This is a genomic window from Mycolicibacterium sphagni (assembly GCF_002250655.1).
GTDB classification, from domain to species: domain Bacteria; phylum Actinomycetota; class Actinomycetes; order Mycobacteriales; family Mycobacteriaceae; genus Mycobacterium; species Mycobacterium sphagni.
The window spans coordinates 142644-162563 of sequence record NZ_NOZR01000007.1; the positions used below are offsets into that span (position 1 = coordinate 142644).

Annotated in this window: 25 protein-coding genes; 10 read left to right on the plus strand and 15 right to left on the minus strand. The window is 66.3% G+C overall.

From position 1 onward, the window contains the following. Positions 1-41 precede the first annotated feature (41 nt). From CG716_RS10665 to CG716_RS10680, 4 genes are all read right to left on the minus strand, one after another. Entirely contained in the window at positions 42-1304 is a 1263-nt protein-coding gene (locus tag CG716_RS10665; protein ID WP_207760633.1) for a cytochrome P450, read from the minus strand. A 9-nt stretch (positions 1305-1313) separates the two neighbouring features. Continuing rightward, a complete protein-coding gene (locus CG716_RS10670; RefSeq protein ID WP_094479438.1) occupies positions 1314-2714 on the minus strand; it encodes an NAD(P)/FAD-dependent oxidoreductase in 1401 nt (466 codons plus the stop codon). Positions 2715-2722: 8 nt separating this feature from the next. Further along, positions 2723-2938, minus strand: a complete 216-nt coding sequence (locus tag CG716_RS10675; RefSeq protein ID WP_094479436.1) for a ferredoxin — start codon at positions 2936-2938, stop codon at positions 2723-2725. A gap of 66 nt (positions 2939-3004) precedes the next feature. Next, the gene (locus CG716_RS10680) at positions 3005-3373 is read right to left on the minus strand and encodes a heme-binding protein (protein ID WP_094479230.1); all 369 of its coding nucleotides are present in this window, start codon (positions 3371-3373) and stop codon (positions 3005-3007) included. Between the two features lie 86 nt (positions 3374-3459). On the opposite strand from CG716_RS10680, the gene CG716_RS10685 reads away from it, so the two are divergent. Further along, complete coding sequence (locus CG716_RS10685) at positions 3460-3750, plus strand: hypothetical protein (RefSeq protein ID WP_094479232.1); 291 nt, start codon at positions 3460-3462, stop codon at positions 3748-3750. Then, positions 3747-4847: an epoxide hydrolase family protein gene (locus tag CG716_RS10690; protein WP_094479234.1), complete on the plus strand. Its 1101-nt coding sequence runs from the start codon at positions 3747-3749 to the stop codon at positions 4845-4847. The genes CG716_RS10685 and CG716_RS10690 overlap by 4 nt, the downstream gene beginning before the upstream one ends. Positions 4848-4851: 4 nt before the next feature. On the opposite strand, the gene CG716_RS10695 is transcribed toward CG716_RS10690, so the two are convergent. The 4 genes from CG716_RS10695 to hglS form a co-directional block, all read right to left on the minus strand. Continuing rightward, positions 4852-5106, minus strand: coding sequence for a hypothetical protein (locus tag CG716_RS10695; protein ID WP_094479236.1), 255 nt, complete (start codon positions 5104-5106; stop codon positions 4852-4854). Continuing rightward, the gene (locus CG716_RS10700) at positions 5103-5750 is read right to left on the minus strand and encodes a TetR/AcrR family transcriptional regulator (RefSeq protein WP_094479238.1); all 648 of its coding nucleotides are present in this window, start codon (positions 5748-5750) and stop codon (positions 5103-5105) included. The genes CG716_RS10695 and CG716_RS10700 overlap by 4 nt, the downstream gene beginning before the upstream one ends. Positions 5751-5814: 64 nt before the next feature. After that, a complete protein-coding gene (gene amaB / locus CG716_RS10705; protein ID WP_094479240.1) occupies positions 5815-7362 on the minus strand; it encodes an L-piperidine-6-carboxylate dehydrogenase in 1548 nt (515 codons plus the stop codon). Next, positions 7359-8603, minus strand: a complete 1245-nt coding sequence (hglS, locus tag CG716_RS10710) for a 2-oxoadipate dioxygenase/decarboxylase (RefSeq protein WP_264005455.1) — start codon at positions 8601-8603, stop codon at positions 7359-7361. The genes amaB and hglS overlap by 4 nt, the downstream gene beginning before the upstream one ends. A gap of 66 nt (positions 8604-8669) precedes the next feature. Between hglS and CG716_RS10715 the strand changes: the two genes are divergently transcribed. The 4 genes from CG716_RS10715 to CG716_RS10730 are packed head-to-tail and all read left to right on the plus strand — an operon-like array spanning position 8670 to position 11602. After that, positions 8670-9131: an Lrp/AsnC family transcriptional regulator gene (locus CG716_RS10715; protein ID WP_094479244.1), complete on the plus strand. Its 462-nt coding sequence runs from the start codon at positions 8670-8672 to the stop codon at positions 9129-9131. A gap of 51 nt (positions 9132-9182) precedes the next feature. Next, positions 9183-10535 (plus strand): L-lysine 6-transaminase, encoded by a 1353-nt coding sequence (gene lat / locus CG716_RS10720; protein ID WP_094479246.1) that lies wholly within the window; start codon positions 9183-9185, stop codon positions 10533-10535. Between the two features lie 10 nt (positions 10536-10545). Beyond that, the gene (locus tag CG716_RS10725) at positions 10546-11220 is read left to right on the plus strand and encodes a sensor domain-containing protein (protein WP_094479247.1); all 675 of its coding nucleotides are present in this window, start codon (positions 10546-10548) and stop codon (positions 11218-11220) included. A gap of 40 nt (positions 11221-11260) precedes the next feature. Continuing rightward, positions 11261-11602: a hypothetical protein gene (locus tag CG716_RS10730; RefSeq protein ID WP_094479249.1), complete on the plus strand. Its 342-nt coding sequence runs from the start codon at positions 11261-11263 to the stop codon at positions 11600-11602. A gap of 57 nt (positions 11603-11659) precedes the next feature. Here the strand turns inward: CG716_RS10730 and mbp1 are convergent, their stop codons facing one another. Next, positions 11660-11899 carry a microaggregate-binding protein 1 gene (mbp1, locus tag CG716_RS10735; protein ID WP_094479251.1) on the minus strand — a complete coding sequence of 80 codons (240 nt, stop codon included), beginning with the start codon at positions 11897-11899 and terminating at the stop codon, positions 11660-11662. Positions 11900-12175: 276 nt separating this feature from the next. Beyond that, complete coding sequence (locus tag CG716_RS10740; protein WP_234817794.1) at positions 12176-12388, minus strand: hypothetical protein; 213 nt, start codon at positions 12386-12388, stop codon at positions 12176-12178. Positions 12389-12901: 513 nt separating this feature from the next. On the opposite strand from CG716_RS10740, the gene CG716_RS10745 reads away from it, so the two are divergent. Both CG716_RS10745 and CG716_RS10750 read left to right on the plus strand, forming a co-directional pair. Further along, the gene (locus CG716_RS10745; protein WP_094479255.1) at positions 12902-13339 is read left to right on the plus strand and encodes an ATP-binding protein; all 438 of its coding nucleotides are present in this window, start codon (positions 12902-12904) and stop codon (positions 13337-13339) included. Further along, entirely contained in the window at positions 13336-14127 is a 792-nt protein-coding gene (locus tag CG716_RS10750; RefSeq protein ID WP_094479257.1) for an RNA polymerase sigma factor SigF, read from the plus strand. The genes CG716_RS10745 and CG716_RS10750 overlap by 4 nt, the downstream gene beginning before the upstream one ends. Here CG716_RS10750 and CG716_RS10755 read toward each other — a convergent pair. Beyond that, positions 14098-14538, minus strand: a complete 441-nt coding sequence (locus CG716_RS10755; RefSeq protein WP_094479259.1) for an STAS domain-containing protein — start codon at positions 14536-14538, stop codon at positions 14098-14100. The two genes, CG716_RS10750 and CG716_RS10755, sit on opposite strands and share 30 nt — an antisense overlap. 212 nt (positions 14539-14750) lie before the next feature. Between CG716_RS10755 and CG716_RS10760 the strand changes: the two genes are divergently transcribed. Then, positions 14751-15308: a nucleotidyltransferase family protein gene (locus tag CG716_RS10760; protein WP_094479261.1), complete on the plus strand. Its 558-nt coding sequence runs from the start codon at positions 14751-14753 to the stop codon at positions 15306-15308. On the opposite strand, the gene CG716_RS10765 is transcribed toward CG716_RS10760, so the two are convergent. After that, entirely contained in the window at positions 15292-15618 is a 327-nt protein-coding gene (locus CG716_RS10765; RefSeq protein WP_094479263.1) for a hypothetical protein, read from the minus strand. The two genes, CG716_RS10760 and CG716_RS10765, sit on opposite strands and share 17 nt — an antisense overlap. 1 nt (position 15619) lies before the next feature. Next, the gene (locus tag CG716_RS10770) at positions 15620-15970 is read right to left on the minus strand and encodes a DUF1707 SHOCT-like domain-containing protein (RefSeq protein WP_165774096.1); all 351 of its coding nucleotides are present in this window, start codon (positions 15968-15970) and stop codon (positions 15620-15622) included. A gap of 56 nt (positions 15971-16026) precedes the next feature. Here CG716_RS10770 and CG716_RS10775 point away from each other — a divergent pair, with 56 nt between their 5' ends. Then, positions 16027-16752 carry an SDR family oxidoreductase gene (locus CG716_RS10775; RefSeq protein ID WP_094479267.1) on the plus strand — a complete coding sequence of 242 codons (726 nt, stop codon included), beginning with the start codon at positions 16027-16029 and terminating at the stop codon, positions 16750-16752. On the opposite strand, the gene CG716_RS10780 is transcribed toward CG716_RS10775, so the two are convergent. Both CG716_RS10780 and CG716_RS10785 read right to left on the minus strand, forming a co-directional pair. Beyond that, positions 16745-18544, minus strand: a complete 1800-nt coding sequence (locus tag CG716_RS10780; RefSeq protein WP_094479269.1) for an acetyl/propionyl/methylcrotonyl-CoA carboxylase subunit alpha — start codon at positions 18542-18544, stop codon at positions 16745-16747. The genes CG716_RS10775 and CG716_RS10780 overlap by 8 nt on opposite strands. A gap of 121 nt (positions 18545-18665) precedes the next feature. Next, a complete protein-coding gene (locus CG716_RS10785) occupies positions 18666-19910 on the minus strand; it encodes a hypothetical protein (RefSeq protein WP_094479271.1) in 1245 nt (414 codons plus the stop codon). Between the last annotated feature and the right edge of the window lie 10 nt (positions 19911-19920).

The following is a 19920-nucleotide window of genomic DNA, read 5'->3' on the forward strand; positions in this document are numbered from 1 at the left end:
GACGCACTACTCCAGAGTGCCAGGGGGTACCGACAACCGACTCAATCGGCGATCGAGGCGAAATCCACCCACAGATGTCTGGGCCCGCGGAACACCTGGTTGTGCCGGTATGGCGGCGGGTCGACGACCAGCCGTGGCGAACGCACCCGGCGAAGGAAGACCTCCAGGGCGATGTTGATCTCCAGCCGGGCGAGCGGGCCGCCGAAGCAGGTGTGGATACCGCTGCCGAAGCCGAGGTGCTCGTTGTCCTGCCGGGTGGGGTCGAACCGGTCAGGATTCGCAAACCGCCGTGGATCACGGTTGGCCGCCGCCCAGACCAGGAACACCGCCGACCCGGTCGGGATCCTGGTTCCGGCGATTTCGATATCGGCGGTGGCCCAGCGGCTGGGGAAGAACTGCACCGCCGACTGCAGTCGCTGCACCTCCTCGATGGTGCGCGGAATCAGTTCCGGACTGTTCCTGACCAGATCCCATGCGCCCTTGTTGCGCAGCATTGTCATCACGCAGTTGCTGATCGTGTTGACCGTCGAGTCGTGGCCGGCAACCATAAGCAGCAAGGCGTTGGACTCGGCCACCGGCTTCGACACCGGCCCGTCGGGCCCGTCGTCGTGCAATGCCGCAGACAACAGCCCGGGTCCTGGCTCGCGGCTCAAGCGCTCGACGAGATCGTGGACGTAGGAACCCAATTCCGCCATGCTCGTGGCGGCCTTGGCCGTTGCGGCTCGCCCTTCGTCGGTGTCGGCCTGCGGCCCGACGTCGGCACCTTGCATGAAGTCCGTCACCCAGCTGTGGAACATCGGTTCGTCGGCGATCGGCGCCCCGAGAACCCGGAAGATCACCGACACCGGGATCGGGTAGGAGAAGTCGTCGACGACATCCATTCGATTGCCGCCGCGGGCTCGGACCTTGTCCAGCAGGTCGTTGGCCAGGTCGGTGACCATCCCTTCCATGCTCGGTATCAGCCCGGGGGAGTGGGGCGGACCGAAGTGGCGCATGAACTGCCGGCGCATCTTGTCGTGGTCGGGTGGGTCGGAGACCAGCATGCTCGAGTCCCGGGCCTGGGCGGCCTCGGTGGATTCCAGATGGGTCTGCTTCTCTCCGAACAGGCCTGACGGGCTGCGGCTGATGTCGGAGCTGATCCGCGGATCATGCGACAGCGCAACAGCTTCCGGGTAGCCGGTCACGACGTACGTCTTATCCGAGACCTTGGCCACGGGTGTCTTGCGCAGCTCCTCGAAGTACGGGTAGGGATTCGGCCGATTCTCGAACTTCATCGCCTCGGCCCAGGCGGTTGCGGCATCCATGCTCACTCCTTAAGCGCGAGGGCGGAATTCAGCGCCGCGCGAGGTCGGGTCGTGTCCGGTCAGGACGACATCGGGATTGCCGGCGGGCTCGCGCGGATCGGGGAAACGCGCCGGCATCACCTCAGCATCCGCCGGTCGGTCGTAGCCCGGTGGTGGGGGCGGGAACGGTGCGGACTTTTCGATCAGCGAGGCGTAGTAGGGCAGCCACTTGCCGTGGTTGAAGGTCACCGCTCCGACGATGCGGCCGCGCCTGCCGTACGCGGCCGCGAAACGGCGTTCGGACGGCGAACCCTGGGTGAAGACGATCTCGTCACCGTAGGAGCACACCCCGACGCTCTTGATATTGACGCCGAACTGCCCGGACCAGAATGACGGCAGCGGTAGGTGCGGAACCCGGCCGACTTCGAGGTTGATCATGTTATTCGCGGCCACTTGTGCGCCGTAAACCGCGTTGTCCCAATGCTCTTGGCACATGAATTCGTAGTCGTAGAGAACGTGTGGGGCACGGGCGACGTCGCCGGCGACGAAGATGTGGTCGGTGACGACGCCGTTGATGTCGAACGCCCGGCAGCCGGCGTCGCAACCGACACCCCACTGTCCGGCGGCAAGCCCGGCACCCTCGAGCCACTCCACATTGCGGATGGAGCCGAGCGAGGCCACCACTACGTCGACCTCGAGGGCGGTGCCGTCGGACAAACGGGCTTGACGCACGTGTCCGGCCTCGTCGCCCATGAGACCCACCACTGCCACTCCGGTGCGAAGGTCAACCCCGGCGTCGCGCATCATGTCGGCCGCGATCTCGCTGATCACCCCGCCCAGCGCGCCCATCAACGGGCCCCTGCCGCGTTCGGCCACAGTCACAGGCAGATCGAGATCACGGCACACCGAAGCGATTTCGGATCCAACGAACCCTGAGCCGACGATCAGTACACGGCTGGGCCGAGTCTTCAGAGCGGCCGCCAGGCTCTCGGCGTCCTCCACGGTGCGCACGGTGAACACACCCTGAAGCGCGCCCTCCGCGGGGTTCGGCCAGGGCCTTGCCCGCGTCCCGGTGGCGATCAGCAGCCGGTCGTATCCGACGTCTTCCCCGTTGGCCAGCTTCACCACGTGGTTGATGCGGTCCAGACTGACGGCGGCCACTCCGAGCTTCCAGTCGGCATCCACCGGGCGCAGGCGTGGCAGCTTTGTGTGGCTCGCCGGCACCCAGCCCTTGAGCACCTGTTTGGACAGCGGCGGACGGTCGTAGGGTTCATGCGGTTCATCGCCGATAATGGTCAGCGACCCGTTGAATCCCCTCTCCCGCAACGCCTCCGCTGCCCGCAAACCGGCCAGCGAGGCCCCCACGATCGCGATCCTGCCCTCGGCGCGAAACTTCTTGACGACCTCGTCCAAGGAATAGGTGCCGGGCACCTCGGAATTCACTTGGTGTCCCGATCCGCGGGCGGATCCACTTCCAGGATGATGGCCTGCACCGGGCAGGACGCTGCCGCGCGCAGCACTCGCTGGCGTTGTGCATCATCAGGGTTGGGGTCGTAGGCCAGCGCCTCTTCGCCCAGGAGTTTGAGCACGTCCGGCGCCAGCGGTACGCATTGGGCATAGCCCTGGCACTTGTTGAGATCGACTACCAGCCGCATGAGCGCAGACACTAGACCCGCGCGAAGCGGCAAGTGGCGCTTTAGGTTGACGTGCGGAGTTAAATGTTAAATAACGCTGGCAATCTCGGCTTTCAGCGGAATGTTGCACCGGTTGCGCAGGTCGACGCCCGGCTGGCGGATGGCGCTGAGCTCGTCGCGCACCTGCGGGTTGGCGGCCAGATAGTCCTGGGTCCTCTTCTTCGCGTCGGACTTTGAGAGCCCCTGCAGGCTCGACATGAAGTCGTTGACGTCGGGATGGGTGAACAGATACGCCGTCATCGACGCCGACACACCCGTCATCACCGCGGTTACGTCGCCTGCCGTGCAACCTGGAATGGGGTCGGCGCCCGCGATTCCCGCGGTGCCGAGAAACACGCCGCCGGTAGCCAGGACCACCGCGACGGTGTGACCGAGAGAACGACTTGCAGACTTCATGCGACTCCTAAGTCCTGACTTCTGGTTTGCCGCAGTCTAGCCAGTGGACTGGGTACGATTGCGCCAACCGAACCGAAGGACATCTCATGCCACGGATACGCCAGTTGCTGCTATTGACTGCGGCCGGGATCGGCATCGCAGCCGCGGTGCTGTCCGCACCGATTGCCGCGGCCGACGATCAGCCGGGCCAGCCCAATCAGCCGAATCAGGCGAATTCGGCGCCGCTGCCCAACTGTGAAACCTATGACGGCAGTTCGGTCGTCGGGGGGCAGACGACGATGTGTTCGACACCGGGCAATGTCCAACTGAACTCGACGCCGCAGCAGTATCCCGGTGAGGAGCCGTTCTACGGATTCCCGGCCTTCGGCTTCTGGTGACCGAAGTCCGCCCGTTCCGGATCGAGGTACCCGACGAGGTCCTTACGGATCTGCGGGACCGCCTCGCGCGCACCCGGTGGCCTGATCGCGAATGCGTGGACGACTGGACGCAGGGCATTCCGCTGGACTACGTCCGCGAATTAGCCGCCTATTGGGCCGATGAATACGACTGGCGGCAGCGCGAAGCCGCGCTCAACCGGTTCGACCAGTTCGTCACCGAAATCGACGGCCTGGACATCCATTTCATTCACCAGCGCTCCTCGAATCCGGATGCGCTGCCCCTGATCATCACGCACGGCTGGCCCGGCTCGATCGTCGAATTCACTAAGGTGATCGAACCGCTGACCGCCGACTTCCATGTGGTGTGCCCATCGCTGCCGGGCTACGGGTTTTCTGGCAAGCCGTGTTCGACCGGCTGGGGGATCGAGAAGATCGCGCAGGCGTGGGACACCCTGATGGCGAGGTTGGGTTATCAGCGATACGGCGCCCAGGGCGGCGACTGGGGTGCGGCGGTGACCACGCAGATCGGCCGCAACGGCGGGAAGTGCATCGGTATCCACACCAACATGCCGATGGCTTTCCCGGCCGGCGGTCTGGACAACCCCACGCAAGAAGAGAAGGACGCGCTGGCCGCGGGGGAGTACTACGCGAAGTGGGATTCCGGTTATTCCAAGCAGCAGTCGACCCGCCCGCAGACGCTCGGCTACGGACTGGCCGACTCGCCAGTCGGCCAGCTGGCTTGGATCATCGAGAAGTTCTGGGGGTGGACCGATTGCGACGGGCATCCCGAAAACGCGCTCACCCGCGACGAAATGCTCGACAACGTGATGATCTACTGGGTCACCAACTCCGCGACGTCCTCGGCGCGTCTGTACTGGGAGAGCTTCCGGTCTTTCGGTGCTGCGGGCAAGGTCGAGGTGCCCACCGGGATCGCGCGGTTCCCGAAAGAGATCATGCGGCCCCCGCGCAGCTGGTGCGAGAACGGCTACAACGTCACCCACTGGACGGACATGCCCAGCGGTGGCCACTTCGGTGCGTTCGAGCAACCCGAGTTGTTCGTCAAGGACGTCACAGCGTTTTTCGCGACGTTGCGCTGACGGCTCAGATCGTATCGACCAGTTCGAATTCCTGGTCGAAGCGGACATGGGCGAGTCCGCCGCGCGCTCGCCGGCCCGAAGGCAACGACGGGTGCTCCAGCCAGATCGAGACGCCCGGCGAGTTCCCCTCCTCGCGGCGCATGATCCGGGCGATCCTGGCCGCATAGACGTAGCCGGACTCCGGGTCGTGGCAGCTCACGAACTGTCCGACGTGCTCTTGGGTGAGGTCGCCGGCCTTGATCCTGGTGTTCGCGCTCATGCGTCGAGAGCCTCGATGAGCGCGGCCGGGATGCTCGGCACTCTCTTGATGGCGTCGAGCAGGGCGTGAGCGCCGGAATCGGCCAGATGGTTGGCGTCGATCGATGGGTCGAGAACGCGCTGGCGGCATAGTTCGAAGGTGAACGCCAGCCAGGCGTAGACAATCACCCGCAGGTCGCGCTCGACCTTGGAGTCGAGATCACCGTGCACGACGTCGGTGATGGCGGCCATGATCCGTTGCATCTGACGTTCGTTGTCGACGTCGTCGATGCCGCGCAGCACCGGGTCGGTGCGGCCCATCCCGATGTAGGCCGCCCATGCGCCGTGCGGATGTTGCTCGTCGTAGCGGATGTAGGCCAGCACACCGCTGCGCAGCCGATCGAACAGGGTCTGCCCGTCAGCCGCAGGCGTGTTGGTGGCGTCGAAGAGGCGCTCGCTCTCGGCCCGGACGACGGCGGCGAAGAAGGCGCGCTTGTCGGGGAAGTAGTGGTACATGAGCGCACGCGAGACCCCGGCGCGTTCGGCGATCTCGTCGATGCGGACCTCGTCATAGGGCCGCTGCCCGAACACCTCGGCGCCCAGGGCGAGCAGCTCGCTGCGCCGGTCATCGGGTGACAGGCGACGGCGTGCGGGTGTGTCCGGCATTCCGCCATACTGACACATGTACAACAGCTCGGCGGTGTCGCGCCCAAACCAATGTCCGGCGGGGCTAACCGAAATGCACGCCCTGGGCCAGCGGCAGCTCCGAGGAGTAGTTGACCGTGTTGGTGGCCCGGCGCATGTACGCTTTCCAGGAGTCCGAGCCGGACTCGCGGCCGCCGCCGGTCTGCTTCTCGCCGCCGAACGCCCCGCCGATCTCCGCGCCCGAGGTGCCGATGTTGACGTTGGCGATCCCGCAGTCCGAGCCGTCGGCGGCCAGGAAACGCTCGGCCTCCCGGACGTCGGTGGTGAAGATGGCCGACGAGAGACCCTGCGGCACAGCATTGTTCAGTGCGATGGCCTCGTCGAGAGTGTCGTAGGTCAGCATGTAGAGGATCGGCGCGAACGTCTCGTGATGGACGATGTCGGTCTGCGCGGGCATCCGTACGACGGCGGGTTCGACGTAGAACGCCTCGGTTGCCTCGTCCACGTGCCGGCGCCGCCCGCCGATGACCTCGCCGCCGTCGGCACGGGCCTGCTCGAGGGCGCCGACCATATCGCGGTAGGCGGTCTCGTGAATGAGCGGACCGACGAGGGTGCCATCAGCCGCCGGATCACCGATCGGCAGCGTGCGGTAGGCGGCAGCGATCCGTTCGGCCAGGCTGTCGGCCACTGATGAGTGCACGATCAGCCGGCGCAGTGTGGTACACCGCTGGCCTGCTGTGCCCGCCGCGGAGAAGACGATGGCCCGCACGGCCAAATCAAGGTCGGCAGAAGGGGTTACGACGGCCGCATTGTTGCCGCCCAATTCCAGCAATACCCGGCCGAACCGCTCGGCCACCCGCGGGCCGACCTGCCGGCCCATCCGGACCGAGCCGGTCGCCGACACCAATGCCACCCGGGGATCGTCGACCAGGGCCTCGCCGACGTCACGTCCGCCGAGCACCAGCCGGCTGACCTGAGCCGGCGCGCCGACGTCACTGGCCGCACGCTCGATGAGCGCCTGGCAGGCGATCGCCGTCAACGGTGTGAGCTCCGAGGGTTTCCACACCACGGTGTCCCCGCACACCAGCGCCACCGCGGTGTTCCACGCCCACACCGCCACCGGAAAGTTGAACGCGGTGACCACCCCGACAACCCCGAGCGGATGCCAGGTCTCCATCAGCCGGTGCCCGGGTCGTTCAGAAGCGATAGTGCGCCCGTACAACTGGCGCGAGAGCCCGACGGCGAATTCGCAGATGTCGATCATCTCCTGCACTTCGCCGAGTGCTTCGGAGGTGATCTTGCCCGCCTCGACGGTCACCAGGGTGGCCAAGTGCACCTTGTGCTCGCGCAGCAGTTCGCCCAGTCGTGCGACCAGCTGGCCGCGCACGGGGGCGGGAGTGATGCGCCATGTCGTAAACGATTGCGCCGCTTCTGCGATCGCATCTCGGGTCTGCTCGGCTGTGGTCTCGGCGACGGTGAACAGGATGTCGCCGGTCACCGGTGTGCTCGCCTGCAGACCGTGTCCGCCCGGTTCGGCGAGGACGGCACGGGCGCCAATGGCATCGAATGCGGCACGCACCTCGGTGCGCAGGTCTGCGGCGGTGGGCAGCGAGGTGGCTGTGGTGGTGTTCATGCGTTGGCCTCCCGGGCGGTCGCGTCGTACAGGTCGTAGGGATCGTGGACGGGGCGTCCGATCACGCCGGCCATCCACTCGATGTGATAGCCGGATTCGTCAGTGCCCGTGGCGGCTTCGGTGTCTGCGTCGAGATTGGAGCGGAAGATCCCCGCCGCTGACGCCGGCAGGAAGTCTTCGTACACCACCGGCGCTTTAGGGTCGCCGCGGTGGTAGTAGGCCAGCCCCGTCGACGCCATCTCATCATCCGACGTGGGGAAGTATTCGCCCCACACTGCCGCCGGGTCGCTGCTTGCCATCGCCGCGTCGTAACGTTCGCGGCCCTTGCGGGTGAGGGCGACCCCGCGTGCCTCCACCTCGCCGAAGCGCACCCGCAGAGTGCCGTCGGTGATGGTGCCGTTCGCTTCGCGGAAGCGGCGCGGCTCGGCGAGCGCGCGAAAGGAGGTCTGACGCAACAGGACATCTGGGCCAACCCAGCGCGGTGGACCCTGGATCGCGTCGATCATCGTGATCCCGCGCCGGCTCATTCGCCGGTACAGGTCGTCGATGTCGAGCACCCGGGGGGTCAGGTGGTTGATGTGGGTGGTGGTCACCCCGGCGATGTCGGCGGCGACGGCGGACACCGCCGTAAGTTCGGCGTACCAGGCCTGGTCGACTGGCTCTCGGGAGAGGGCGAACGCGGACACCGCACGGGCCACGAAGCTCTGCGCGGCGTCGCCGTCGCAGCCGCCGTCGGCCGTGATGCGGCGGGCATCAGCGATCAATTGGGGATCGAATAGCACACGCTTGCTGAGGAATTCGTCGACTCGGGCGCGCAGGTCGGTGTCGAAGAACCGACCGTCACGGGTGGCCAGCATCGAGGTGAACACCCGGAACGGGTTGCGCGCCAGTTCTGTCGCGTCCACCGGTCGAAACGCCGTGGATACCACCGGAACAGGTGAGGCAGCCTCACGGAGGTCGTAGAAGCCCACCGGGTGCATCCCGAACGCCGCGAAAAGATCTGCGACATCGCTCAATTCGGATGGGGTGCCCACGCGGATCGCGCCGTGGCGCTCCGCGGTGACGCGCTCGATCGATCCGAGTCGTTGCGCGTGTGGATGGTTGGCCACAAAGTCACGGTTGACGGCCTCGCTGACCTCGACCAGCGTGGTGTAAGCGGGAACCTCCGTGCCGTACATCGTTGACAGCGCCGCCGCGAAGCGTGCTCGCAGCTCCCAAGTTTCGACGTGGGGTGTGCTCACAACGCACCGGCCGATTCCCGGGTCGCTGCGCTCCTGCCCGCCGCTTCCCTGGGATAGTCTGCGGCGATGACGGACAGCGCAGAGGGTCTCGACGAGATCGACCGCACGCTGGTGCGCGAACTCGTCGCGGACGGCAGGGCCACGCTGGCGGAGCTGGCCGCCGTGACCGGCCTGTCGGTGTCGGCGGTGCAGTCACGGGTGCGTCGGTTGGAGTCCCGCGGAGTAGTGGCGGGGTACAGCGCCCGGGTGGACCCCGAGGCGTTCGGGCACATGCTGTCGGCGTTCGTGGCGATCACCCCTCTCGATCCTTCTCAACCCGATGATGCCCCCGCCCGGCTGGAACACATCGCCGAAATCGAGGCGTGCTTTTCGGTGGCCGGTGAGGAGAGCTACATCCTGTTCGTGCGCGTCGAGTCGCCGCGTGCATTGGAGGGCTTGCTGCAACAGATCCGTACCGCCGCGAACGTGCGCACTCGAAGCACCATCATCCTAAACACATTTTACAGTGATCGAGTCCATCTACCGTAATAATTCCTGTTTGACGCGCAACATGCATAAATATTGCGCTAGGATTGCCCAATGACGGAACTCTTGTCGCGGGATGTGTCGTCGGTCACCGGCCCGGCAAGGACCGTCGAACCCGGGAACGTCCGGGAAGTCCTGACCCGCAGCATCCTGGCTGACGGGTTCGACCTGGTTCTCGACCTCGAGCGCTCGTCCGGCTCGTGCCTCGTCGACGCGCGGGACGGCACGCGATACCTCGATATGTTCACGTTCTTCGCGTCCTCAGCACTGGGCATGAATCACCCCGCCTTGGCCGATGACCTGGCTTTCCGCGCCGAACTGGCCCAGGCCGCGATCAACAAGCCGTCCAACTCCGACGTCTACACCGTGCCGATGGCCCGCTTCGTCGACACGTTCACCCGCGTGCTCGGCGATCCCAAGCTGCCGCATCTGTTCTTCATCGACGGCGGTGCGCTGGCGGTGGAGAACGCCATGAAGGTAGCTTTCGACTGGAAGAGCCGGCACAACGAGGCTCGGGGGATCGACCCGGCGCTCGGCACCCGGGTCCTGCACCTGCGGGGCGCCTTCCACGGCCGCAGCGGTTACACGTTGTCGTTGACCAACACCGATCCCGTCAAAGTGGCCCGTTTCCCAACGTTCGATTGGCCACGCATCGATGCTCCCTACGTGCGGCCTGGAGCCGATATGGATGCGCGGGAAGCGGAGGCCCTGCGGCAGGCCCGCGCGGCGTTCGAGGCCCACCCGCACGACATCGCCTGCTTCATCGCCGAACCAATTCAGGGCGAGGGCGGCGACCGACATTTCCGCCCGCAGTTCTTCGCCGCCATGCGAGCGCTATGCGACCAGTACGACGCACTGATGATTGCCGACGAGGTGCAGACCGGCTGCGGCATCACCGGCACTGCGTGGGCTTACCAGCAGCTCGGCTTCACCCCGGACATCGTCGCGTTCGGCAAGAAGACACAGGTCTGCGGCGTGATGGCCGGTCGGCGGGTCGACGACGTCGCGGACAACGTCTTCACTGTCAGCTCCCGGATCAACTCGACCTGGGGTGGCAACCTCGTCGACATGGTGCGCTCGCGGCGGGTCCTCGAGGTCATCGAGGCAGACGGGCTGTTCGACCGGGCCGCTGAGACCGGTGCTTACCTGCTCACCGGGCTCCGCGACCTGGCCCGGCAGCTGCCCCAGGTGGTCGGCGACGTGCGGGGCCGGGGATTGATGTGCGCCGCCAGCCTGCCCAGCACGGAACTCCGCGATGCCGTACTGAGCGCGCTGTGGGAACGCGGCGTGATCATGCTGGGAAGTGGTCCGGACAGTGTGAGATTCCGCCCGGCGCTGACTGTGAATCGCAGCGAGATCGACTGCGCGCTGGCCGCCCTGAGAGAGGTATTACGCGCAGCGGTCTAGCATTCGGGGCATGCGGCTGCCTGCGGTCCTCGGAGCGGCGGCGGTGGTGCTCGCGGGATGCGCGCACACCGTCGGCGGCAGCGCCGTGTCCAACTCCGCGCAGGGCATCAAGCCGTTGCGCGCCGACGACACCGACCAGGTGCTGATCGGCCCGGCGCCTCTGCACGACATCGTCGGCGTCAAACTTCAGACGGATGCCGACCAATCCCGGCCCATCCCAGGATCCTCAGCGGTACCTGCATGTTCGGCGCTGGATGCCGCCGGCATGGCGGCGTTCGTCGGCGACAAGTCGGCGGGCTTCCACGTCATGCTGTTCACCGATGGCGACAAACACGACCACGTAGTGGCCGAGGCCGTCGCGATCTACCCCGATGCTGCCTCGGCGGCAGCGCAGTTCGCTGCCGGCACCAAGAACGCCAAGGCCTGCGACGGTCAGCGGGCGCTGAGCACCGGCGGGGACGCCGCGTGGAAGTTCACTGTGCCGGAGATCAACGCCGACACCGTGCGCTGGAGCAAGCAGCAGATCGGCATCCCGTTCGACTGGACCTGCTACGCGGAGGCCCGGCTGCGAAACAACGCCATCGTGCAGGCCATGGCGTGTCAGGGTGACGACGGCGGTCAGATGACCGTCACGACGATGACCGACAAGATGTCGGCAAGCGTGTGGGACCTGTCCGGCGGCTGATCGCAGGTTTACCGCCGTCCTCCCGGGGCAACCAGCAAAGGTGCAGCACGCGCAGGCGCCGACGAGATCTGTCCGGTTGGGGTACGCCCACGACGGTGTGTGGGCGGTCATCCGTTTCACGTTGTGGGCCGCGGGGGTTGGTATCGGGTTCCTGGTGGTCGGCGCCCTGTGGATGTCGACGTGCACCGGCGGAACCGGGCTCGACACTGCCGCATGCGGACCCGTTCAGCACACCCTGCTGGGGCTCGGTGCCCCGGTCATCTTCCTCATCACCGCGGCTTGGGCGTTCTGGCGCGGCCAGCGCGCCTCCCGTATTGCGTGGCACGGTGCCGGAGCGCTGCTGCTGGTTCTGACTGCGGTCACGCTTATTCCCGCGAGCTGAACCCACGCAACGACAAAGGCCCAGCGAAACCGCTGGGCCTTTATCGTTACGGGAGTCCTACTGGAAAGCCTTCTGGCGAGCCTCCGCGGCCTTCGCGCCGGCGCGTGCGGCTTCGGCCTCGGCCTCCTTCTTGGCGGCTTCCCGCTGAGCTTCGGCCTTGTCCTGCTGGGCTTTACCCTCGTTGATCAGGTCGTCACGGCCGGTGACGGTGCCCACAACTTCTTTGGCCTTGCCCTTGACGTCCTCGACGACGCCCTTGATGGCTTCTTCCGGTCCACTGTTGTTCTTGTCGGACACGAAAATTCCCTTCCGTCAATAACTCCGGATCAGTGAGATCAGTTTTTCCTTGCTCAACCCGGAATACCCCGAAATCCCAAGCTGTTTCGCCCGCTTCTTGAGCTCAGCGACGGTCCAGCCTTCGTAGGCGCAGGACCGACTGGGTCGAAAGAACCGAATGTCATCGACATCGGTTCTCGCCGCAGCGGCGCTCGACATCTCCTACCCCCTTTGCTGAGGTTCCGTTTCCTCGGAGGGGCTTGTACCCATCGGGCGCATCGGGCCAAACATTGCTGGCTAGCGAAAGTCGTCCTGATCTGAATCATCGACGACCTGGTGTTGCTCCTGCCAATCTGATTCGTTGGCTTCCAATGGCATGACGCCGTCGCTGATCAAAATTGCTTCATCGGAATCGATGCGGTCCGCGTCGGCCGATTCGGTCACCAGGCGATGTTGCTCGACGGCATCGGGCACGGGCACGTCGTCGGGAAATGAGTCAGGCTCGGTCACCTTGGCCAATCTACCCCGCCACGCCAACGCAATCATGGGGCCGCGCGCCGAAATTTACGGTGGCGCAAGCCTTGAGGTCGCGGGATCGGCGAAAGACGGCCTGGGGCAAGGCAACCAGATCGCGGCGCCACCGAATGCTTGGTGGAGTTGTGACGCGAGTATCGCGTCGAGACCACGGGTGGGCGAGTCGGATATGAGGCTGGCCGCACGATGTAAGCGGCGCCCGGTGATGATCGCCACGGGTGAGAGAAGGCTGGATGTCGGAGGAGGCCCCGCGCAGTTCGGCGTGACGGCGCAGCCCCGATGTCAGCAGGCTCACACTGCGCGTAACAAGAATTTGCGGCCGACAGGTTTGACCCCTGCCGTCGGGTGGGTATGACGGTGCGACCATGACGTCGACTTTCTGGGCAGTGCTGCGCGCCTCGCGCGCGTTGGGCACCCGGCTTTCCCGGTCAGCACACGGCCGTGGCTAGCACCTGGAGTAATGTCGGGTCGACATTGCCAGGAGGCCAGATGAACGATGCCGAAAGCCGTGGCAGCGCAGCACAACGACGTGAGGGCGCTGTCGAGTTGAGGGTTGCTGCCAGGTTGGAAAACCTTGCTGTGCTGCGCACCGTGGTCGGCGCGGTCGGCACGTTCGAAGACCTGGATTTCGACGCCGTCGCGGACTTGCGGCTGGCCGTCGATGAAGCCTGCACCAGGCTCATCCGCTCAGCGTCGCCTGACGCGACGCTGGTGGTGGTCGTCGACGCGCACGACGACGTGGTCGTCGTGGAGGCGTCGACAACGTGCGACACCTACGACGTAGTCACCCCTGGCAGCTTTAGCTGGCACGTGCTGAGCTCGCTGACCGACGATGTGCAGACGTTCCACAACGGTCACGAGCCCAGTAGCGACGGGCAGGTTTTCGGCATCACTCTGACCACGAGGCGGGCGGGCTCCGGGCGGTGACTTCCCGAGCCTCGAGCAGTTCGTCGCCAAGGACGAACTCGGAGTATGCCGACGTTCCGGACAGGTTCCGGGAGTTGGCCAAACTCGACCCTGATTCCCCGGAGTTCCAGCGGCACCGGGACAGCATCGTGGAGCGGTGCCTTCCGCTGGCGGACCACATCGCCCGCCGTTTCGACGGTCGCGGCGAGCCGCGAGACGACCTGGTCCAGGTGGCGCGGGTGGGTCTGGTCAACGCTGTTATCCGCTACGACGTCGAGACCGGTTCGGATTTCGTGTCCTTCGCGGTGCCCACGATCATGGGCGAGGTTCGTCGCCATTTCCGCGATAACAGCTGGTCGGTCAAAGTACCGCGCCGGCTCAAGGAGCTGCACCTGCGCCTGGGTGCGGCGACATCGGAGCTGTCGCAACGGCTGGGGCGCGCGCCGACCGCCTCCGAACTCGCCGAGGAACTCGGCATGGAGCGCGAAGAGGTCATCGAAGGCCTGGTCGCCGGCAGCTCGTACAACACGCTGTCGATCGACAGCGGGGGCAGCGGCAGCGACGAGGATGCACCTGCGATCCTCGACACTCTGGGTGACGTCGACCTCAGTCTGGATCAGATCGAGAACCGGGAAGCGCTGCGCCCGTTGCTCGAGCAGCTGCCCGAGCGTGAACGCACCGTACTGCTGTTGCGGTTTTTCGAGTCGCTCACCCAGACCCAGATCGCCGAGCGCGTCGGCATCTCACAGATGCACGTCTCGCGCCTGCTCGCCAAGTCGCTAGCGCGGCTCCGCGACCAGCTGGAGTGACCGGCGGGGTTCGCCGTCCATCTGCGTGATGGCCTCGGGGACCGAATCGGCGACCGGCAGCGTGTGGTCGGGGTCGCACACCCGCAGCACTCGCAGAACGGCATCGCCTGTCACCATCACCCAGCGGGCCGACGAGTTGGCGCATCGCACGTTGATGGTGTGCAGTGCCGAGAACCCGGCGGTCCCGAAGAACTGCAGCGGGCTGAGGTCCAGGACCAGGTGCTTGCCGGCGGTGGCGTACCCGTCGACGTGGTCGGCGAAGGTGGCGGCGTTGGACGCGTCAAGTTCACCCTCGACGGTGATGATCCCGACGGTCTCGTCGGGCCAGTGAGTAGTGAAGCGCGCGGTGTGGCAATCACGAGAATGCAGCACAGCCGGACGCTCGGGCTGATCTGTACGGATGACAGACATAGTGGCTCCATCAGTGCACGAGTTTTGTACTGTGGATCACGCCAAGTGGGGGGCCGTAAAGCGCGGGAGCTAGCGCGCCCCGCACGTTTTTGACGTAGTTCCGGGCGGCTGTGAACTCAACCTATTTCGAACACTACGCTGCGAAGAGGCCGGTAGACGGCGGCAGCGGAGGTTCTCATCAACCTCACATCGCCCCGGTTCACACTGTTTACATGTCGACGTACGGCCGGGTCGCGGGTGTTGTGCTGGCGGCCGGGGCGGGCACTCGCTATGGGATGCCGAAAGTGCTTGCAGCCCATGGGTTATGGCTTCGTTCGGCGGTGACTGCCCTGTCCGGCGGCGGGTGCGGGGACGTGGTCGTCGTACTCGGTGCGGCGGTGGTCGACGTGCCGGTGCCGGCACGCGCGGTAACCGCCGACGACTGGCACCAGGGAATGGGTGCGTCGTTGCGGGCGGGTTTGGCGGCGGTGCCGGACGCCGACTACGCCGTCGTGCTCACCGTCGACACCCCCGACGTGGGGGCCGACGTTGTCGGCCGGATGCTCGAGGCAGCCCGCTCGTCGCAGTCCGGCATCGCCAGAGCCACCTACGACGGACGGCCCGGCCATCCGGTCGTCGTCGCCCGCCGGCATTGGCCGGCGCTGCTGGACACACTGCACGGCGACGAGGGTGCCCGCCGATTTCTGGCCGGCCGCCCCGACGTGGTGGTGGTCGATTGCGCGGACCTGGCCACCGGCCTGGACATCGATACGCCTACACCGACAGATTGAGAGCACCGGCGGCGAAGCGGCGCACCGCGTCGGCGGCCACCGCCGCGGTCTCCTCATGGCCGGGCCTGGCCCGTGTCGACAGCGTGGCGTTGTGTGGGTCGACGGTGACCTCGGCGAGCAGTTCGCCGGTCGTCGGCTCGCAGACTGCCCACGAGTAGCCGGTTTCGGTGGTCCACTGTGCGATGCGCCGGGTTACGTAATCCGGGTCGGTCTCGCCGAGGTCGGCCAACGCAGGGCGGTCGTCGATCCGCTCGTCGGCCCGTAATGCACGCAGATACCAAGTGCCGGCGTTGATTTCGACAGGATCCATGTCAACGGCCGCGGTAGAGCAGGATGCCGAGAATCGGCAGGGCCAGCCAGGCCAGCCAGCCGTGTGGGACCAGGATGGTGAATCCCAACGCCACCAGTGGGACGAGCGCCATCACGATCGCGCGCCAATCACGGGTGTGTTCGATGCTTCTCGGCGGGATCTGGCCGGGTTTGGCCGGCAGGTCGGCGAAGATCGGTTCGAGGTCGGCGCGGGTCACTGCTGCCGCGATGGCACCGCTGCGTTCGGAGAACTCGTCTGGGTTCAGCCGGCCCTCGGAGAACTGCCGGCTGAGTGATGCCATGGCCTCTTCGCGTTCGGCGGTGCCGATCCGCACGTCCTCGTCTTCACTCACGGGATCCATCATGCTGGATGTCATGAAAGTAGCGCGGCGGGCAGGAGCGTAGCGACATGGGGAAGATCGCGGTCTTTGGAGCCAGCGGGCAGATCGGGCGGCAGGTCGCCGACCTGCTGACAGCAGAGGGGCACCAGGTGGTGGCCGCGTCGCGCACATCGGGAGTCGACGTGCTTACCGGAGAAGGTGTCGCCGACGCGCTGCGCGACGCCCACGTGCTTGTCGATGTGCTGAATTCGCCGTCCTACGAGGATGACCCGGTGCTGCACTTCTTCAGTACCGCCACCCGCACTCTCGTCGGCGCAGCAGCTGCCGCCGGTGTGGCCCACTACGTCGCCCTGTCGATCGTCGGGGTGACCCGGCTACCCGACAGCGGCTACATGCGCGCCAAGGTGGCGCAGGAGACGCTGATCGAGGCTTCCGGCCTGCCCTACACGATCGTGCGGGCCACTCAGTTCGACGAGTTCGCCGACGGGATTGTTGCCACCCTCACCGAGGGCGACGTGGTGCGGGTACCCGACGCACGTATCCAGCCGATCGCGGCCGCGGAGGTCGCCGCCCACGTGGCCCGCGCGGCTGTCGGGTCACCGGTCGGTGTTGTCGAGATCGGTGGACCCGACAAGATCACGTTCGCCGAACTGGCACGCGTCGTGCTGGCTCGGCGCGGCGAGAATCTCTCCGTTGTCGTCGATCCGGACGCGACCTATTTCGGCGCCCGGGTGGACGACGACAGCCTGGTCACCGGCCGCGGCGCTGTGTTGGGGACGGCTCGCTTTACTTGATCTCGGCCAGGACGGTGCCCTGGGTGATCGCTGCACCGGCCTCAACGGCCAGCCCGGTGATGACACCGTCCTTGTGGGCGGTCACCGGGTTCTCCATCTTCATGGCCTCGAGCACCACGACGAGATCGCCGGTGGCCACGGTCTGGCCTTCTTCGACGGCGACCTTCACCACGGTGCCCTGCATCGGCGCGGTCACCGCGTCACCCGATGCGGCGGCACCGGCGTGGGCGCCGCGCTTGCGAGGCTTCGGCTTCTTCCGGATCGCACCCGACTCGGCCGGGCCGGCTCCGTTGCCCAGCGCCAAGTCGCCGGGCAGCGACACCTCGACACGACGGCCGCCCACCTCGACGACCACCTTCTGCCGCGGCTGAGCCTCTTCTTCGTCCACTGGGCCACCGCCGGTGAACGGCTCGATGGTGTTGTTCCACTCCGTCTCGATCCAGCGGGTGTGCACCGTGAAGCCGTCATCGTCGCCGATGAAGGCCGGGTCGCTGACGACCGCGCGGTGGAACGGGATCACAGTGGCCAGGCCTTCGACGGTGAACTCGTCCAGAGCCCGGGCGGCGCGCTGCAGTGCCTCGGCGCGCGTGGCGCCGGTGATGATCAGCTTGGCCAGCATGGAGTCGAACTGCCCGCCGATCACCGAACCGCTCTCCACGCCGGAGTCCAGGCGCACGCCGGGGCCCGTCGGCGGCTCGAACTTGGTCACCGGGCCGGGTGCCGGCAGGAAGCCGCGGCCGGCGTCCTCGCCGTTGATGCGGAACTCGATCGCGTGGCCGCGCGGCGTGGGATCCTCAGTGATCTCCAGCTTTTCGCCGTTTGCGATGCGGAACTGCTCGCGGACCAGATCGATGCCCGAGGTCTCCTCGGTCACCGGGTGCTCCACCTGGAGGCGGGTGTTCACCTCGAGGAACGAGATCAGGCCGTCCTGGCCGACCAGGTACTCGACAGTGCCCGCACCGTAGTAGCCGGCCTCCTTGCATATCCGTTTGGCCGATTCGTGGATCTCCTTGCGCTGCGCCTCGGTGAGGAACGGCGCCGGCGCCTCTTCCACGAGCTTCTGGAAGCGACGCTGCAGTGAGCAGTCACGAGTGCCTGCGACCACCACGTTGCCGTGCTGATCGGCGATCACCTGCGCCTCGACGTGACGTGGCTTGTCCAGGTAGCGCTCGACGAAGCACTCGCCACGGCCGAATGCGGAGACTGCCTCACGGGTCGCCGAGTCGAACAGCTCGGGGATTTCCTCGATGGTGCGGGCCACCTTCATACCGCGGCCGCCGCCGCCGAACGCGGCCTTGATCGCGACCGGCACGCCGTACTCCTTGGCGAAGGCCACCACCTCGTCCGCGTCCTTGACCGGGTCGGGGGTGCCCGGCACCAGCGGCGCCTGCGCGCGGGCCGCGATGTGGCGGGCGGTGACCTTGTCGCCGAGGTCGCGGATGGACTGCGGGCTGGGGCCGATCCAGATCAATCCGGCGTCGAGGACAGCCTGGGCGAAGTCGCCGTTTTCCGACAGGAAGCCGTAGCCGGGATGGATGGCGTTGGCGCCCGACTTGGCCGCGGCGTCGAGGATCTTGGCGAAGTCCAGGTAGGACTCGGCGGACGTTTGGCCGCCCAGCGCGAACGCCTCATCGGCCAGCCGAACGTGCGGTGCATCCGCGTCCGGCTCGGCGTAGACCGCCACGCTGGCCAGTCCCGCATCTCGGGCCGCCCGGATCACGCGGACCGCGATTTCACCGCGATTGGCGACGAGGACCTTTGAGATGGTCTGACTGGGCGTGTGAGTGGGCAACGCGCCTCCTCCTCCGAGTGACTCTAAGAACGTTCTTTAAAAACAGGTTCGCACGGCAGTGTAAGCGGCGCTGCTTAGACACGAATCAGCTGGTACCCCTACTAATGAGTAAGTTCAATCTTCAGCGGAGTAATCGGATCGGGTCTGTGCGGATCGCCTCGGCCGCTTCCTGCAGGATGTGACGGTCGTGCACGGTGTCGTGGTAGGAGAGCGTGACGCTGCGTTCGTGTCCGATCGTGCCGCTGAACACCGATATGTCCCACGGTGCCCCCGGCTCCAACGACGCGTTGATCGACCGTGGCTGGCCCGGTATCCACGGCAAGCTCTCAAAGGGAGTCAACCTGCCGACGTCCGAGTAGACGACCTGCACGGGCATGTCCGGCTGCCAGATACGGTCGCGGCTCGTCCGTGCCGGGAAGGCCAAATAGCGCGCCGACGTCGCGGTCAACGCAAGTAGCGGCAATGCCGCCTCGAGGTCCGCTTTGACGGCGGCGCCGATGGCGTTTGCCGGCCGCTCGACGGGAGCCAGGACGTTGAGTCCGGAGATGAAATTCGCGTTGACGCGGTCACCAGGGCGCAGAAAGCGACGGCAGTCCACGACGAGGCGGACGGTGTCGCTCAAGGGCAGGCCGGCGTGGGCAAGCGCCGCGCGGGTGATGGAGAGCCAGATGACGGTCCTGCTGGCATCGGGTGCGTGTGCCGCCCGCCAGCGTTCTACCTCCCACTCGACGGCGTCGTCCACATGGACGACTTCCACGGCACATGACGCGTTCGAGGTCCCGGCCGGCATGCTGGAGGACGGGCGCGCGGTTGCCGATGGACGCTGCTTGACTTCGTGCCAGGCTTGGCGCAGTCGTCGCGGGCATCCCCCGAATGTGTGCGTCAGTGCGTGGCCAAGTGGGAACTGGGTATCCCGCTCCCTCAGCCACGCTGAGCTCGTACCATGCTCGATATCGAAAAGTGCTGTGATGCAGTCGATGTAGAGACGAGCGTCGCTAAGTCCGTGATCGATGTCGAACGCGATGTGGCGATCCGAAAGGTAGACATCGACCGGACTCCGCGGGACGGGAAGGCGCCGGATGTATTCGAGGACTGCTGCGGTCCCGTTGTCTGCGACATCGGCGGGCAGATCACGGATCGTCGGCACCTGCTGCGGCTCCCAGTCCCACAGCCGGGCTGTGGGACTAGGTGTCAGCCCGAGGCGGGTGTGCGGCCCGAAACGGGTGATCGTCGTCAACGCCTGGGTTACATAGTCGCGCTGCGGAACGATGACATTTTCCAGGCAGCCAACGTAGCGGGTCCCTGCCATCAATCGGTCCAGACCGGTGGCAAGTCGGCGGACCGGACCCCGTGTGCCCTCTGTCATAGTTTTCGGA